The organism is Allobosea sp. Root483D1 (assembly GCF_001429505.1).
Classification (GTDB): Bacteria; Pseudomonadota; Alphaproteobacteria; order Rhizobiales; family Beijerinckiaceae; genus Allobosea.
In genome coordinates this window covers 412,671-427,047 of record NZ_LMJW01000018.1, presented here as the reverse complement: position 1 = coordinate 427,047, position 14,377 = coordinate 412,671, and the positions used below count along the sequence as shown (strand labels likewise).

The following is a 14,377-nucleotide window of genomic DNA, read 5'->3' as shown; positions in this document are numbered from 1 at the left end:
ATTGGAATGCAACGGAGCCGTTGAGCCTTCTGCGGAAAGGGCAGGCCCTCATCCCTGCCCTTCTCCCACACGGGAGAAGGGTTCCCCGTGCCCTTCGACCTTATGTTGGTAGCAGCACGGTATCGTCCTACCCGCCAACCAATTCGAACCAGCCGGCCTCGTCGATCACCTTGACGCCGTGCTTGGCGGCGTCCTTGAGCTTCGAGCCGGCGCCCGGCCCTGCCACCAGCAGATCCGTCTTCGACGAGACCGAGCCGGCAACCTTGGCGCCGAGCCGCTCGGCCATCGCCTTGGCCTCGTCGCGGGTCATGCGTTCGAGCGCGCCGGTGAAGACGACGATCTGGCCGGCGACCGGGCTGGACGAGGCCACCGCCTCCAGCGGCTGCGGCGTGACCTGCGCCAGCAGCCGGCCGAGCATCTGCTGATTGTGCTCCTCGGCGAAGAACTGCAGCAGCGCCTCGACCACGGTCGGGCCGACGCCATCGATCGCATCGAGCGCCGCCCGCTCCTCGCTCTCGGGGTTCTCGGCGGCGAGGCAAGCCGCCTGCAGCGCCTCGAACGAGCCGTAATGGCGCGCCAGCAACCGGGCATTGGTCTCGCCGATATGGCGGATGCCGAGCCCGAAGAGGAAGCGGTTGAGCGGTGGTTTGCGCCGGTCGTCAATCGCCGCGAACAGCTTCTTGGTGCTGGTCGTGCCGAAGCCTTCCTTGTTCTTCAGCTTCTTGAAGTTCGCCGCATCGCGCTCAGCCAGCGTGAAGATGTCGGCCGGCTCTCGCACCGGCAAATCGGGATCGTCGTGGAAGAACTCGATCTGCTTGTCGCCGAGCCCGTCGATATCGAGCGCGTCGCGCGAGACGAAGTGCTTGAGACGCTCGACCGCCTGTGCCTCGCAGATCAGCCCGCCGGTGCAGCGGCGCACCGCGTCCTCCTTGCCCGAGCGCGGATTGTGCTCGCGCACCGCATCCGAGCCGCAGACCGGGCAGGTCGTCGGAAAGACATAAGGCTGCGCGTCAGCCGGACGCTTCGTCAGGTCGACCGCCTCGACGCGCGGGATCACGTCGCCGGCGCGCTTTACCGTCACGGTGTCACCGATGCGGATGTCACTGCCGTCCCGGATCGGCAGCCCCTTCGAGTCGAAGCCGCGGATATAGTCCTCGTTGTGCAGCGTCGCATTGGTGACGACGACGCCGCCGACCGTCACCGGCTTCAGTCGCGCCACCGGCGAGAGCGCTCCGGTGCGCCCGACCTGGATGTCGATCGCCTCCAGCACGGTGGTCGCGAGCTCCGCCGGGAACTTGTGCGCGATCGCCCAGCGCGGCGCCCGCGCGACGAATCCGAGCCGGGCCTGCAGCGCGAGCTCATCGACCTTGTAGACCACGCCGTCGATGTCGTAGCCGAGCGTCGCGCGCTGCGTCTCGATCAGCCGGTAACGCGCCAGCAGCGCCTCGACGCTCTCGCAGCGGGCCATCAGCGGGTTGGTCTTGAAGCCCCAGCGCGCGAACGCCTCGACCACGCCGAACTGTGTCGGCGCCGGCAGCTCCGGCATCTCGCCCCAGGCATAGGCGAAGAAGCGCAAGGGGCGGCTCGCGGTGATCGAGACGTCGAGCTGGCGCAGTGAGCCCGCCGCCGCGTTGCGCGGATTGGCGAATTCGCGCTCTTCCTTCTCGCGCTGGCGCTGGTTGATCGCGGCGAAATCGGCATGGCCGAGATAGATCTCGCCGCGGACTTCGGCGACCTCAGGCACGTCCTTGCCCTTCAGTCGGTGCGGGATCTCGGAAATGGTGCGGGCGTTGGCCGTGACGTCCTCGCCCTCCTCGCCATCACCGCGAGTCGCGGCGCTGACCAATTCGCCCTTCTCATAGCGCAGCGACAGCGAAAGCCCGTCGATCTTCGGCTCGGCGGTGAAGGCGATCGGCTGGTCGTCCTTGCGGCCGAGGAAGGTCCGCACGCGCGTGACAAAATCGGCGATGTCCTCATCGGCGAAGGCATTGTTGAGCGAGAGCATCGGCACGCGATGCCGGATCTTGGCGAACCTGCCCGAGGGCTTGGCGCCGACCTTGTCGGAAAGCGCCTCGCTGCCCTTGAGCTCGGGGAAGGCGCTTTCCAGCGCCGTGAGCCGGCGGAACTTCGCGTCGAAGGTCGCGTCGTCCATGATCGGCGCGCTGTCGCTGTGATAGGCCTCGTTCGCAGCCGCGATCTCGGGGCCGAGCAGTTGGTGCTCGGCGCGGGCAGCCTCGGGGGTCAGATCTTCGACGGGGTTGGGAACAGTGTCGGCCATGGCGCAGTTCTAGTTCAGGGGAAGTATCCTGCGAAGCTCCAGTTTCACGATTTGGGTACGCCGATTTGTGGCAGGAGCGGGTCGGGTGTAGGCTTCCCTCGCTGAAATGCTCGACGCCTCGCAGGTCTTGACCGGAGGATCGCGTCAGGACCGCTAAGGCGAACCGGGCGGAACCGGGAAGAACGCCATGGCCGATACCCATATCCATCATCCCCAGATGGCGGCGAACGATGCTGCGCCCGCCGATGCCCTGCCCGTCAACGAGATCGGCATCGCCGATATCAAGGACGCCCTCAGGCAGGGCTATTCCGACTTCATGGCCCAGCCCAGCCATCTGCTCTTCATCGCCCTGATCTATCCGATCGCCGGCGTCCTGCTCGCCCGCCTGACAGTAAGTTACAATATCTTCCCGCTGCTGTTCCCGCTGGCCTCCGGCTTTGCCCTGCTCGGCCCCTTCGCGGCGATCGGTCTCTACGAGATCAGCCGCCGTCGCGAGCTCGGCATGGACACCTCCTGGAAGCATGCGCTCGATGTCGTGCACTCGCCCGGCATCGGCCAGATCGCGCTGCTCGGCGCGCTGCTCACCGGCGTCTTCCTCGCCTGGCTGTTCAGCGCCTGGATCATCTACGGCTGGCTGATGGGCGATGTCCCGCTCGATTCCCTCGAGGGCTTCATGATGCCGCTGCTGACCACGGCGAACGGCTGGACGATGATCATACTCGGCAATGCGCTCGGGCTGCTCTTCGCCATCCTGGTGTTCGCGATGACGGTCATCTCCTTCCCGTTGATGCTCGACCGGCATGTCAGCATGGCGACCGCGGTGAAGACCTCGATGGCCGCCGTCGAGAAGAGCCCGCGAGGAATGCTGTACTGGGCCCTGACGATCACAGCGCTGCTGGTGCTCGGCTCGCTGCCGGTCCTGGTCGGCCTGATCATCGTCATGCCGATCCTCGGCCACGCCAGCTGGCACCTCTACCGCAAGGTCGTGCCGCGGTAAGCCACACCACGTCATGCTCGGGCTTGACCCGAGCATCTCAGGCCGGATGAGGCGCTGATGGGGGCGCCTCGTCGTCCGGAGATTCTCGGGTCTGCGCTCCGCTGCGCCCGAGAATGACGATCTCCGTCAGTGCTGGTCGATCGATACCTCGCGCGTCAGCCCGCGCCTGACCAGCCCGACCGCGAGCAGCACCGGCAGCGAGGCGATCAGCCCCATCGCCGAAAGCCTGCCCCAGAGCGTCTCGTCCTCGTTGATCAAGGTCGCGATGAAGGCCGGCAAGGTGAATTTCGACGGCGTCTGGATGAAGAGCAGCGCGAACAGGAACTCGTTCCAGCTCATGATCGCGACGAAGACCGCCGTCGCGACCAGTCCCGGCATCAGCAGCGGCACGACGATCTGGAGCAGCCGCCTCACAAAGCCGGCCCCGTCGAGCATCGCCGCCTCCTCGAACGAATAGGGCACGTCGCGGACGAAGCCGAGCAGCATCCAGATCGCGAAGGGCAGCGCCAGGATCTGGTTGGCGAGGATCAGGCCGAGATGGGTGTCGAGCAGGCCGAGCGCCCGCAGCACCTGGTAGAGCGGGATCGCGAGCGCGATGGGCGGCGCCAGCTTGATCACCAGCACGAAGCCGAGGAAGACGATGTCGAAGCGCTTGGGCAGTTCGAAGCGCGCCAGCGCGTAGGCCGCCGGCAGGCCGGCGAGCAGCGAGAGCGCGACCGTGCCGAACGCCACCACGACGCTGTTGAGCCCGAGTCGCCACATTCCGCCGTCGAGCAAGACGCGGTAATGCGCCAGCGTCGGGTCCTGCGGCCAGAGCGCGATCGAGGTCGAGACATATTCGGCTGGCGGCTTGAACGAGGTCGCGACCATCCAGACGAGCGGGATCAGCGAGAGCGCGCAAAGGCCGAAGGCAGCGATGATCCGGATCATCGGCCCGCTCCTCGCAGCAGCGACGCCGCATAGACGACCGCGAGCAGGCCAGCGACGACGATCATCACCACCGCAGCCGCGGAAGCCAGCCCGATGTCGAAGAAACGGAAGCCCTGCCGGTAGACGAACATCGAGACCGTTTCGGTCGACTGGCCCGGCCCGCCGCCGGTCATGGCGTAGACCTTGTCGAACAGCTTGAAGCTGTCGACCGAGCGCAGCAGCGCCGCGACGAAGAGATAGGGCGCGAGCAGCGGCAGCGTCATGTCGCGAAAACGCCGCCACGGCCCGGCGCCGTCGACGCGGGCGGCCTCGTAGACATCCTGCGGGATCAGCCGCAGCCCGGCGAAGATGATCAGGAAGGCGAAGGGCGCGGTCTGCCAGAGATCGACCAGCACGATCGACCAGAGCGCGAGATTGGGATCGAACAGCCAGGGCACGCCCGGCAGGCCGACTGTGCGCAAGAGGTTATTCAGAAAGCCGAGATCGAAATGGAACCAGGCCCGCCAGATCGCGGTGACCACCATGGTCGAGAGCACGAACGGCGCCAGCAAAAGCGTCATCACCAGCGTGCGGCCGGGAAAGGCGCGGTTGAGCAGCAGCGCCAGCCCAAGCCCCGCCGCGACTTCGAGCACGGTCGCGACCACCGTGAACACGACGGTGTTGGTCACCGCCTGCCGGAAGAAGCGGCTGTCCCAGAGTTCCTGGAAGTTCTCCAGCCCGATGAACTTGGCGTTCTCGAAGCCGTAATCGGTGGCGAACAGCGAAAGCGCCAGCGTCCGCCCGAGCGGATAGAGCGTCAGCCCGGCGAAGATGATGAGCGCCGGCGTCAACAGGAGCCAGGGCAGCAGGCGGCGTGAAGCGGTCATTACGTCCAGACAAAAGCGGGCCGGCTCGCAGGGAGACGGCCCGCGTTAGGGTCAGCGCGACAGGGCGCGGGCGATCTGGGCGTTAGCCTCGGTCAGCGCCTGCTTGGGCTGCATCTGGCCGATCAGCGCGAGCTGGAGATAGTCGCCGAGAATGGTCTCGACGCGGGCCCACTGGCTGATGCGCGGACGGGCCTGGGCGACGTTCAGCGCCTCGAGCTGCGCCGGGTACCAGCGGTACTTGGCGACGAGGTCCTTGTCGTTGAACAGCGCGGTGAGCGTCGGCGGGTTGCCGGTCTCGAGCGCGATCAGCTTCTGGTTCTCAGGCGAGGTGACGAAGCGGATGAAGTCGGCGGCGCGCGCCTTGTTCGGCGAGTCCGAGGGAATCGCGAGCAGCCAGGCACCCAGCATCGGCGCGGGACCCTTGACCTCGCCGGGCGTGGCGACGACCTCGACCTGGTTCGCGACCTTCGAGGCGCTACCGTCGAGCGTGCCGGCCCAGGACGACCACATCTCGACCGCGATCGCGGCGCGGCCCTGCTGGATCGCATCGCGCAGTTCGGTCGCGTTGTAGGTCTCGACGCCCTTCGGCGCGAGCGCCTTGAACGACAGGAACTGGGTCAGCGCCTTCTCGGCGGCGGGCGTGTCGAGCACGGCCTTGCCGTCGGCGCTGACGACGTCGCCGCCATGCGCCCACAGCACCGGCAGGAAGGAAGTGACGATCGGGTTGCCCTTGATGCCGCGGAAGACGAGGCCGGAAACGCCCTGCTCCTTGTCCTGGATCACCTGCGCCGCCTTGACGACGTCGCTCCAGGTCTTGGGCCGCTCGAAGCCGTGCTTGGCGAGCAGGTCCTTGCGATAGGCAAACATCGCGATGTTGCCGACGAAGGGCGCAGCATAGAGCTTGCCGTCATGGCGCGAGACGTCCATCGCCGACTTGACGAACTCGCCCGGCAGGCCGCCGACCGTGCCGAGATCGGTGAGCCAGCCGCGCGCCATGAACTCGGGCGCCCAGATGTCGTCGAGCATCGCGACATCGGTCGCCGCGGTCTTCTCACGCGCGCCGACCGCGAGGCGCTCATAGAGCGGGCCGCCGCCGAGCTCGAGCCGCTCGATCTTCAAATTCGGATTCTTGGCCTGATAAAGCTCGACCATCTTGGCCAGGGCCGGCGCGAAGCCGGCATCGCGCCCGGCGATCACCAGCCGGTCCTGCGCGGCGGCGGGCAAAGCCAGGCCTGCCAGCATGAAGACGGCGCCCAGCGCCCTCGCGATCGATTTCATAGCGTTCCCCCGTCCGAGTCTCTGCCCGGGCGGGCATTGTGGGAGCGGATGGCGCGCGAGTGCAACAGGGATACGACGATTCCGGAACAATCCCGCCATGCATCGCGTTGCGAGAGTGCTGCGGCAAGATCGCACGCACCGTCAGCCGTGCAGATGCGACGGCACCGCAACCGGAGGGGGCTCCACCATGAACAACATCATCTACATCGTCGGCCTGGTCGTTGTCGTCCTGGCGATTCTGTCGTTCCTCGGCCTGCGCTGATCGCGCGGAAACGATTTCGAGCCATCAATCACCGAGATGACAGACGCAACAGCTCCCCTCTCCCCTTGCGGGAGAGGGCTAGGGTGAGGGGTCACGCAGCGCTTCGCCGGGATGGTCGGGCCTGTCCCGACCATCCACGTCTTCCGTAATCGAGGACAGTGTTCAAGACGTGGATGCTCGCCACAAGGGCGAGCATGACGGGTAGCTCAGCGCCCCCTCATCCGGCCCTTCGGGCCACCTTCTCCCGCAGGGGGAGAAGGGAGAAACCCCGCCTCAGCGGTCGTCGCGGCGCGGCTTCTTTGCTCCGAACGGCTTCTTGCCGGTAAAGGGCTTCTTGGCTCCAAACGGCTTTTTATCGCCGAAGCTCTTGCCGGCAGGCCTTGCGTCACCGGCAGCCGGGCGCTCGCCACCTTGCGGCGCTCCGAACGGCTTCTTGCCACCCTCGAACTTGCCGCCCTTGAACTTGCCGGCGAACGGCTTGCCGCCGTGCTCGGCCTTCTTGTCGAAAGGCCGTTCGGGCCGCAGGATCGCGGTTTCCTCATAGGCCGGCTCGCGGTCGCGCCGTGCAGGATCGTAGGGCTTGGCGCCAAACGGCTTACCCTTGCCTTCATAAGGCTTGCCCTTGCCTTCATAAGGCTTGCGCGTCGGGGCGGACGAACGCTCGTCACGCTGCTCGCGGGGCTGATAGGGCGCACGCGGTGCGTGGCTCGCCTTCTCGGCGAAGGGCTTGGCCGGGCGGCGCTCGTCCTCGCCGGTCACCGGCTCGATGATGATCTTGTCGCGGTCGACCGCCTTGGCGAGCTCGTAGAAACGCTCGGCGACCTCGGCATCGATCTCGACCTTGGTCTCCTTGTCGAAGATGCGGATCGCGCCGACCTCGTCGCGCGTGATCTTGCCGCGCCGGCACAGCATCGGCAGGAGCTGGCGCGGGTCGGCGCCATCCTTGCGGCCGATGTTCAGGCGGAACCAGACGGTATCGCCGCGCGGCCCGGATTTCTCGCGGCGCTCCGGCCGCTCGGCCCCGCCATGCTCGCGCGGCCTTGCGTAATCCTCGGAACTGCGCACGGGACGGCGTTCGTCACGACCGAAATTGGGATCGCCGACCTCCTCGGACGCCGGCAGGCGCGAGCGATAGACGCGGACCAGCGCCGCCGCGATCTCCTCCGTCGAGCGCCCTGCAAGCAGGGCCGCGACCATCGGCGCATCGTCCTCGCTCGCCTCGCCGGAGAGCAGGGGGTCATTCAGCAGGCGCTGCTCGTCGAGCACGCGAATCTCGTCCTGCGTCGGCGGGCCGGCCCAGCTCACCTCGATCTTGGCCTCGGAGATCAGCATCTCGGCCTTGCGCCGGCGCGAGGCCGGCACCAGCAGCACGCTCGTGCCCTTGTTGCCGGCGCGCCCGGTACGGCCCGAGCGATGCTGCATCACCTCGGGATCGTTCGGCAGCTCGGCATGGATGACCAGCGTCAGGCCCGGCAGGTCGATGCCGCGCGCCGCGACGTCGGTCGCGACGCAGACACGTGCCCGTCCGTCGCGCAACGCCTGCAGCGCCGAATTGCGCTCGCTCTGGCTGAGTTCGCCCGAGAGCGCCACAGCCGAGAAGCCACGCTCGAGCAGGATCGCCTCGAGATGACGCACCGCATTGCGGGTGTTGCAGAACACCAGCGCGGTCGGCGAATCGTGGAAGCGCAGCAGGTTGACGACCGCGAGCTCGGCTTCCTTCGGGAAGACGCGAATCGCGCGGTACTCGATATCGGCATGGCCGCGTTCGCCGCCGGCGACCTCGATGCGCAGGGCGTCGCGCTGATAGCTGCGTGCCAGGGCGATGATCGCCTTCGGCAGCGTCGCCGAGAACAGCAGGCTGCGGCGCTCTTCCGGCGCGGACTTCAGGATGAATTCAAGATCGTCGCGAAAGCCGAGATCGAGCATCTCGTCGGCCTCGTCGAGCACGACCGCCCGCAGGCCCGACACGTCGAGGCGGCGGCGTTCGATATGGTCGCGCAGACGGCCGGGCGTGCCGACGACGATATGCGCGCCCTCGTCGAGCAGGGCCGCTTCGCGGCGCGGGTCCATGCCGCCGACGCAGGAGATCACGCGGGCATTGGTCTGCTTGTAGAGCCAGTTGAGCTCGCGCTGAACCTGAAGGGCAAGCTCGCGCGTCGGCGCAACGATCAGCGCCAGCGGCCGTTCGGCCCGCGGCAGGGCCTCGGCCTCGCCGAGCAGGTCGGCGCCAATGGCGAGGCCGTAGGCCACCGTCTTGCCCGAGCCGGTCTGCGACGAGACCAGCAGGTCGCGGCCGGCGGCCGTCTCCTCGAGCACGGCAGCCTGGACGGGCGTCGGCTCACTGTAATTGCGGTCGGCGAGCGCACGCGCGAGCGGCGCACTCGTGGAAATGAAGGACATGGATGTCAGGCCTTAGATTGCAGCTGGCGGGTCGGCAGCACGCATAACGAGGGGCGGCGCCGGACGCGGCACCGCGATATTGCGCTGCACATAGAGGAAATCGCGGGAAAAGGGAATGGCGTGGCCGGCGTTCTGAGATAACAAGCCATGCGCAGCCCTCATCCTGAGAACTCGGCCGTCGGCATTCATCACGATATCATCCCAGACAAGCGGCGTAGCCGCGCCGATCCGGGATCGATTCCGGAGCCTTTCCGAATAAGGTTCCGGAATGGGTCCCGGATCCCCCTTCGGTCGCCCGGGACGACTCGCGCTCTTTGAAGCAAGAAGGCGTCGGCAATGAGAACAATCGACATGGGCGAGACTTGGCGGCGTTTCGGCTCCTACGAGGTGCTCACGCTCCGTGACGGAATCTTCGAGGCGCCGCTCGACGTCCTGATCCACGCTGGCGGAGAGACCGCCCGCGACGAGGCCGTGGCGCGCTGGGGCAAGCCGAAGGTCAGCATCCCCGTCAACTGCTTCGCCCTTAGGGCAGCCGACGGGATCACGCTCGTCGATGCTGGCACCGGTCCCTCCTGGGGCGAAGCTATGGGCCATGCGCCCGCCGCCATGGCGAGAGCCGGGATCGCTCCCGATGAGGTCGAGCATGTCCTGATCACGCATCTGCACGGCGATCATGCGCTCGGCCTTTTTGACGGTGATCGCGCCCGTTTCCCCAATGCCGCGATCATCGTGCCCGAGGCGGATTTCGCTTTCTTCGGAGACGAGGCCAACCGAGCGCAGACACCGCAGAATCGGCAGGGAGGCTTCGCCGTGACGGCGGCGGTGAAGAAGCATTATGGCGACCGCATCAGCCCCGCCGCGGCCGGCACAGTACGGCCTGGCATCACACTGGTCCCGCTTCCCGGACACACGGTCGGCCATAGCGGCTATTTGATCGAAGGCGAAGAGAGCCTGCTGCTTTGGGGAGATGGGCTCCATCTCTCCGATCTGCAGGCAGCGGAGCCGGAGATCGGCTTCGTCTATGATTTCGACGCGACCACCGCCCTCGCCTCCCGCCGCGCCGTCCTCGCGCGCGCTGTGCGCGAAGGCTGGCTCGTCTCGGGCGGTCATATCGAGGGCTTCAGGCGGGTGATCGAGCACGGCGCCGGATACGAACTCATCCCGGCGTGATCAAGCTCAGCCCCGCATCGCGGTGGCATCGAGCAGCTTGCCGGCCGCCGCCCGCGCCTCCTCGGTGATCGAGGCGCCGGCGAGCATGCGGGCGATCTCCTCGCGCCGGCTGTCGTCCTGAAGCGGCGAGACGCGGGTGACGGTGCGCTCGTCCGCGCCCTCCCCGCCATCAGCCGATTTCGCGATCAGGAAATGCTGGCCGGCCTTGGCCGCGACCTGCGGCGCATGCGTCACCGAAATCACCTGCACACGCGCCGCCAGCCGCGCCAGTCGCTCGCCGATCGCGTCCGCCACCGCGCCACCGACACCGGTGTCGATCTCGTCGAAGACCAGCGTCGGCGCCGAGCCGCGCTCGGCCAGCACCACCTTCAGCGCAAGCATGAAGCGCGAGAGTTCGCCGCCCGAGGCGACCTTCATCATCGGCCCGGGCCGCGTGCCGGGATTGGTCTCGACCCAGAACTCGACGCGGTCGAGGCCTTCCGGCCCGCGTGCATCGGGATCGCTATCGATCTGCGTGATGAACCGCGCCCGCTCCAGCTTGAGCGGCGGCAACTCCGCCTTGACTGCGGCATCGAGCGCCGTCGCCGCCCGGATGCGCCCGGCCGAGAGCACTGTCGCCAGCGCGACATAGGCCGCCTCTGCCTCGGCCAGCTCGGCTTCCAACCGCTTCAGCGAGCCCTCGCTCTCGTCGAGCGCAGCAAGGTCGGCCGCCATGGTCTCGGCCAGCGCCGGCAGCGCATCAACGGGAACGTCGAACTTGCGCGCGGCCGCACGCAGCGCGAACAGCCGCTCCTCGACCCGCTCCAGCACACGCGGATCGAACTCGGCGGCACGCGCTGCCGCCTGCAAAGTCTCGCCCGCCTCTTCCAGCGCGACCACCGCCGTGGTCAGCGCGGCGATCGAAGGATCGATCAGTTCAGGCGCCTGAGCGGAGCGCCGTTCCAGCCGGCGCAGCACGCCGGACAGCGCCGCGACCGGAGACGCAGTGCCGCCGACCGCCTCGAATGCCTCTATGATGTCGCGCGCCACCTTTTCGGCCGCCATCATGCCCTGGCGCTTGGCGGCGAGCGCCTCCTCCTCGCCCGGCTCCGGCGCGAGCTTACCGAGCTCGGCCACGGCATGGCGCAGGAAATCGGCCTCCTTGCGGGCGGTCTCGACCCGGATGCGCTGGCTTTGTAGGGCCTGGCGCGCTTTCTTCAGCGTCTCACTGGCGCGGGCGACCCCAGCCGCCTGCTCCGCGAGCTCACCGAAACCATCGAGGATGGTGCGATGCTGGGCCGGATCGGTCAGGGCCCGGTCGTCGTGCTGGCCGTGGATCTCGACCAGCGCAGCGCCGATCATGCGCAGGATCTGGACGCTGACCGGCTGGTCGTTGACGAAGGCGCGGGTGCGACCGTCGGCGTATTGCACGCGCCGCAGGATCAGGTCGCCATCGGTGTCGATCTCCTGCGCCTGAGCGAGCTTGCGGGCAGGATGCGACATCGGCAGGTCGAAGACGGCGCTGACCTGGCCTTGCGTCTCGCCATGGCGAACCAACCCACCATCGCCGCGGGCGCCCAGCGCCAGCGCGAAACCATCGAGCAGGATCGACTTGCCAGCGCCGGTCTCGCCGGTCAGCACGCTGAGCCCGTCCTCGAGACCCAGGTCGAGCCGGTCGATCAGAACGATGTCGCGGATCGAGAGCTGAGCGAGCATGGCGACTCAGCCCCCTTGTGCCGGCTGCAGATGACCTTGCCGGAGCACCAGCAGGCCGCCTTAGAGGCGGCCGAGACCGGTCAACCCGACAACTGCGCGCGTGAAACCGTTGAAGGCCCGGCTGATATAGGAGCCGCGATCCTCGCGTGGCTGCAGGCCGCCGCTCTCCAGGAGCGTATAGGCATCCTTGTACCAGGGGCTGTCAGGGAAGTTGTGGCCGAGCACCGCCGCGGCGGTCTGCGCCTCGTTGGTGATGCCGAGCGCCATATAGGCCTCGGTCAGGCGCATCAGCGCCTCCTCGACATGGCGCGTGGTCTGGTACTTGGTGATGACGTCGCGGAAGCGGCCGACAGCGCCGGTGTAGTTGCGCTTCTCGAGATAGAAGCGGCCGACATTCATCTCCTTGCCGGCGAGCTGGTCGCGCGCGACCAGCATCTTCTCGCGCACATCGATCACGTATTCCGACTTCGGATAGCGGTCGAGCAGCTCCTGCATCGCGCGCAGCGCCAGGTCGGTGCGCTCCTGGTCGCGCGTCGCGTCCGGGATCTGGTTGTAATAGGACATCGCCAGGATGTACTGCGCATAGGCCGCATCCGGGCTTGCCGGGTTCTGCGCCAGGAAGCGCTTCGAGGCGGTGATCGCGTCGTCGTATTTCTGCGCCTCGTAATTTGAATAGGCGGCCATGATCAGGCCCCTCTTCGAATAGGGCGAGAACGGCGCCTGCTTGTCGATCTCGTCGAACTTCTTGTTCGCGCCTTCGGTGTCGCCGTTCTGCAGACGGGCGAGACCCTCGTTGTAGAGCTTGTCGGCCGGGACCTCCGCCACGACTTCGGGCTTGTAGGTCTCGGGCCGGTCGAACGGATTGAGCGCGCTCATCGTGTCGCAGCCGCCGAGCGCAGCCGCGAGGGCGAAAGCCAGCGCGAGGCGCTTGCCGCCCCTCGTCGATTCGCCGGAGTTGAATGTCTTCAGCCGCATGACGCTCACTTCATCCGTCCTTGTGACGCCCCTTCGAGAAGAGCGCGCGAAATGGCTTTAGCTCAGAAGCAACCTTTTCGCCAAGCGTGACGGGCGCTTCATGCAGTGCGATCGCCGTTTCCAACAGGAAACGGGCGAATGCAAGGCGTGGCGTCGCGTAATACCCTGCTCAGTGCAGATCGGGCGCGAGCGCCGCAGGCACCGGGCCGGCCGCCATCTGCACCGCCTGGTGGGCGTACACCGGCTGCGCCTCGATGATCGCGTAGTTCGCGCGGTCGGCGAACAGAGCTTCGAGGATGCGGACATTCATGCGATGGCCGCCGCAATAGGAACGGAACTCGCCGAGGATCGGGTAGCCGGCGAGCGCAAGGTCGCCCACCGCATCGAGGACCTTGTGGCGCACGAACTCGTCGGCGTAGCGCAGGCCCTCGGGATTGATCACCTTGTCCTCGCCGATCGCGACGGTGTTGTCGAGCGAGGCGCCGAGCGCGAAGCCGGCTTTCCAGAGCTGCTCGACATCGCGCATGAAACCGAAGGTGCGGGCGCGGGAAATCTCGCGGGCATAGGCCTCGGGGTCGAGATCGAAGATCTTGCGCTGGCGGCCGATGGCCGGGGTGTCGAAGTCGATCTCGACATCGAGGCGGAAGCCGCTCTCGGCCGGCGCCAGCTCGGCGAAGGCGCGGCCATGCTCGATCCGTACCGGACGCAGGACCTTGAGGTAGCGGCGGGTCGCGCCGAGCGCGACGAGGCCGGTCGCCTCGATGGCGGAGACGAACTCGGCGGCACTGCCGTCCATGATCGGCATTTCGGGCCCGTCGATCTCGACCAGCACGTTGTCGAGGCCGAGACCGGCGCAGGCCGACATCAGATGCTCGATCGTGGCGACGGAGCCGGATGTCTGATCGCCGATCACCGTGCACAGCTCGGTGGCGCTGACCTTGTTGTGGCGGGCGTGGATCAGCTGCTCATGGCCGCCTTCGAGACCCTTGCGCAGGAAGACGACGCCGGAATTCGCAGTGGAAGGCCGCAGAGCCAGGCAGGCGGGAGCCCCGGAGTGAACGCCGATGCCTTGCAGGGTCACGGGCGAGCGTAGGGTCGTCTGCCGTTCAGCCATCATACTCAGTATCCGTCTCAAGCGCGACGATCTCCGGGCCGGCGCCTTGCGGCGCAACCTGTTCGACGACCGACGCGGTTCCCTGATTGCTAGCGAACTCGGGACTAATCCCGAATCCCCCTACCCGGTGATGCGCTGCAAGATACGCGCAGGCACGCAGGCTTCAAAATCACGCTTTCTTTCGCTCTGTAACAGAGCTTACAAAGCCAGAAAACCTTAACCATCTGATTGATGTATATGGTTTTTCAGGCGTTAAAAAAGGCCCGGCGGAAGGTTCCGCCGGGCCGTTCGTTTAAACCGGTTGAACCGGATATGGCAACTCAGTTCGACTGGCGGCGCAGGAAGGCCGGAATCTCGAGCTGGTCCTCTTCCGTGTTGCGCGCCGGAGCGGTGCGGCCGAGCTGGTCGAGAT

11 protein-coding genes are annotated in these 14,377 nt (G+C 67.0%); 3 read left to right on the top strand and 8 right to left on the bottom strand.

Going from position 1 to position 14,377, the window contains the following annotated elements; translation table 11 throughout:
- Window positions 1-127 precede the first annotated feature (127 nt).
- Window positions 128-2,278, bottom strand: coding sequence for an NAD-dependent DNA ligase LigA (ligA, locus tag ASE66_RS17365; RefSeq protein ID WP_057190935.1), 2,151 nt, complete (start codon window positions 2,276-2,278; stop codon window positions 128-130).
- Window positions 2,279-2,495: 217 nt separating this feature from the next.
- Here ligA and ASE66_RS17360 point away from each other — a divergent pair, with 217 nt between their 5' ends.
- Window positions 2,496-3,275: a DUF2189 domain-containing protein gene (locus tag ASE66_RS17360; protein ID WP_413814279.1), complete on the top strand. Its 780-nt coding sequence runs from the start codon at window positions 2,496-2,498 to the stop codon at window positions 3,273-3,275.
- A 126-nt stretch (window positions 3,276-3,401) separates the two neighbouring features.
- Here the strand turns inward: ASE66_RS17360 and ASE66_RS17355 are convergent, their stop codons facing one another.
- Genes ASE66_RS17355 through ASE66_RS17345 form a run of 3 tightly spaced genes read right to left on the bottom strand, consistent with a single transcriptional unit; the run spans window position 3,402 to window position 6,349 of the window.
- Window positions 3,402-4,205, bottom strand: a complete 804-nt coding sequence (locus tag ASE66_RS17355) for a carbohydrate ABC transporter permease (RefSeq protein ID WP_057190933.1) — start codon at window positions 4,203-4,205, stop codon at window positions 3,402-3,404.
- The gene (locus ASE66_RS17350; RefSeq protein ID WP_057190932.1) at window positions 4,202-5,071 is read right to left on the bottom strand and encodes a carbohydrate ABC transporter permease; all 870 of its coding nucleotides are present in this window, start codon (window positions 5,069-5,071) and stop codon (window positions 4,202-4,204) included. The genes ASE66_RS17355 and ASE66_RS17350 overlap by 4 nt, the downstream gene beginning before the upstream one ends.
- A gap of 51 nt (window positions 5,072-5,122) precedes the next feature.
- Window positions 5,123-6,349: an extracellular solute-binding protein gene (locus ASE66_RS17345; RefSeq protein ID WP_057190931.1), complete on the bottom strand. Its 1,227-nt coding sequence runs from the start codon at window positions 6,347-6,349 to the stop codon at window positions 5,123-5,125.
- A 97-nt stretch (window positions 6,350-6,446) separates the two neighbouring features.
- Between ASE66_RS17345 and ASE66_RS32130 the strand changes: the two genes are divergently transcribed.
- Window positions 6,447-6,611: a hypothetical protein gene (locus tag ASE66_RS32130; protein WP_156412202.1), complete on the top strand. Its 165-nt coding sequence runs from the start codon at window positions 6,447-6,449 to the stop codon at window positions 6,609-6,611.
- A gap of 273 nt (window positions 6,612-6,884) precedes the next feature.
- On the opposite strand, the gene ASE66_RS17340 is transcribed toward ASE66_RS32130, so the two are convergent.
- Complete coding sequence (locus tag ASE66_RS17340; RefSeq protein ID WP_057190930.1) at window positions 6,885-9,011, bottom strand: DEAD/DEAH box helicase; 2,127 nt, start codon at window positions 9,009-9,011, stop codon at window positions 6,885-6,887.
- Window positions 9,012-9,347: 336 nt separating this feature from the next.
- On the opposite strand from ASE66_RS17340, the gene aidB reads away from it, so the two are divergent.
- Window positions 9,348-10,181, top strand: a complete 834-nt coding sequence (gene aidB / locus ASE66_RS17335) for an AidB family quorum-quenching N-acyl homoserine lactonase (protein WP_244494962.1) — start codon at window positions 9,348-9,350, stop codon at window positions 10,179-10,181.
- A 6-nt stretch (window positions 10,182-10,187) separates the two neighbouring features.
- Here aidB and recN read toward each other — a convergent pair whose 3' ends face one another.
- The 3 genes from recN to lpxC all read right to left on the bottom strand — a co-directional run bounded on the left by recN (window position 10,188) and on the right by lpxC (window position 13,968).
- Window positions 10,188-11,876, bottom strand: coding sequence for a DNA repair protein RecN (gene recN, locus ASE66_RS17330; protein ID WP_057190928.1), 1,689 nt, complete (start codon window positions 11,874-11,876; stop codon window positions 10,188-10,190).
- Between the two features lie 60 nt (window positions 11,877-11,936).
- Window positions 11,937-12,851: an outer membrane protein assembly factor BamD gene (locus ASE66_RS17325; protein ID WP_057190927.1), complete on the bottom strand. Its 915-nt coding sequence runs from the start codon at window positions 12,849-12,851 to the stop codon at window positions 11,937-11,939.
- Between the two features lie 169 nt (window positions 12,852-13,020).
- Window positions 13,021-13,968, bottom strand: coding sequence for a UDP-3-O-acyl-N-acetylglucosamine deacetylase (gene lpxC / locus ASE66_RS17320; RefSeq protein WP_057190926.1), 948 nt, complete (start codon window positions 13,966-13,968; stop codon window positions 13,021-13,023).
- Window positions 13,969-14,377: the final 409 nt, after the last annotated feature.

Coding starts and splice junctions, on each gene's coding strand:
- ligA (WP_057190935.1), bottom strand. CDS start 2,278: ATGGCCGACACTGTTCCCAACCCCGTCGAAGATCTGACCCCCGAGGCT.
- ASE66_RS17360 (WP_413814279.1), top strand. CDS start 2,496: ATGGCGGCGAACGATGCTGCGCCCGCCGATGCCCTGCCCGTCAACGAG.
- ASE66_RS17355 (WP_057190933.1), bottom strand. CDS start 4,205: ATGATCCGGATCATCGCTGCCTTCGGCCTTTGCGCGCTCTCGCTGATC.
- ASE66_RS17350 (WP_057190932.1), bottom strand. CDS start 5,071: ATGACCGCTTCACGCCGCCTGCTGCCCTGGCTCCTGTTGACGCCGGCG.
- ASE66_RS17345 (WP_057190931.1), bottom strand. CDS start 6,349: ATGAAATCGATCGCGAGGGCGCTGGGCGCCGTCTTCATGCTGGCAGGC.
- ASE66_RS32130 (WP_156412202.1), top strand. CDS start 6,447: ATGCATCGCGTTGCGAGAGTGCTGCGGCAAGATCGCACGCACCGTCAG.
- ASE66_RS17340 (WP_057190930.1), bottom strand. CDS start 9,011: ATGTCCTTCATTTCCACGAGTGCGCCGCTCGCGCGTGCGCTCGCCGAC.
- aidB (WP_244494962.1), top strand. CDS start 9,348: ATGAGAACAATCGACATGGGCGAGACTTGGCGGCGTTTCGGCTCCTAC.
- recN (WP_057190928.1), bottom strand. CDS start 11,876: ATGCTCGCTCAGCTCTCGATCCGCGACATCGTTCTGATCGACCGGCTC.
- ASE66_RS17325 (WP_057190927.1), bottom strand. CDS start 12,851: ATGCGGCTGAAGACATTCAACTCCGGCGAATCGACGAGGGGCGGCAAG.
- lpxC (WP_057190926.1), bottom strand. CDS start 13,968: ATGATGGCTGAACGGCAGACGACCCTACGCTCGCCCGTGACCCTGCAA.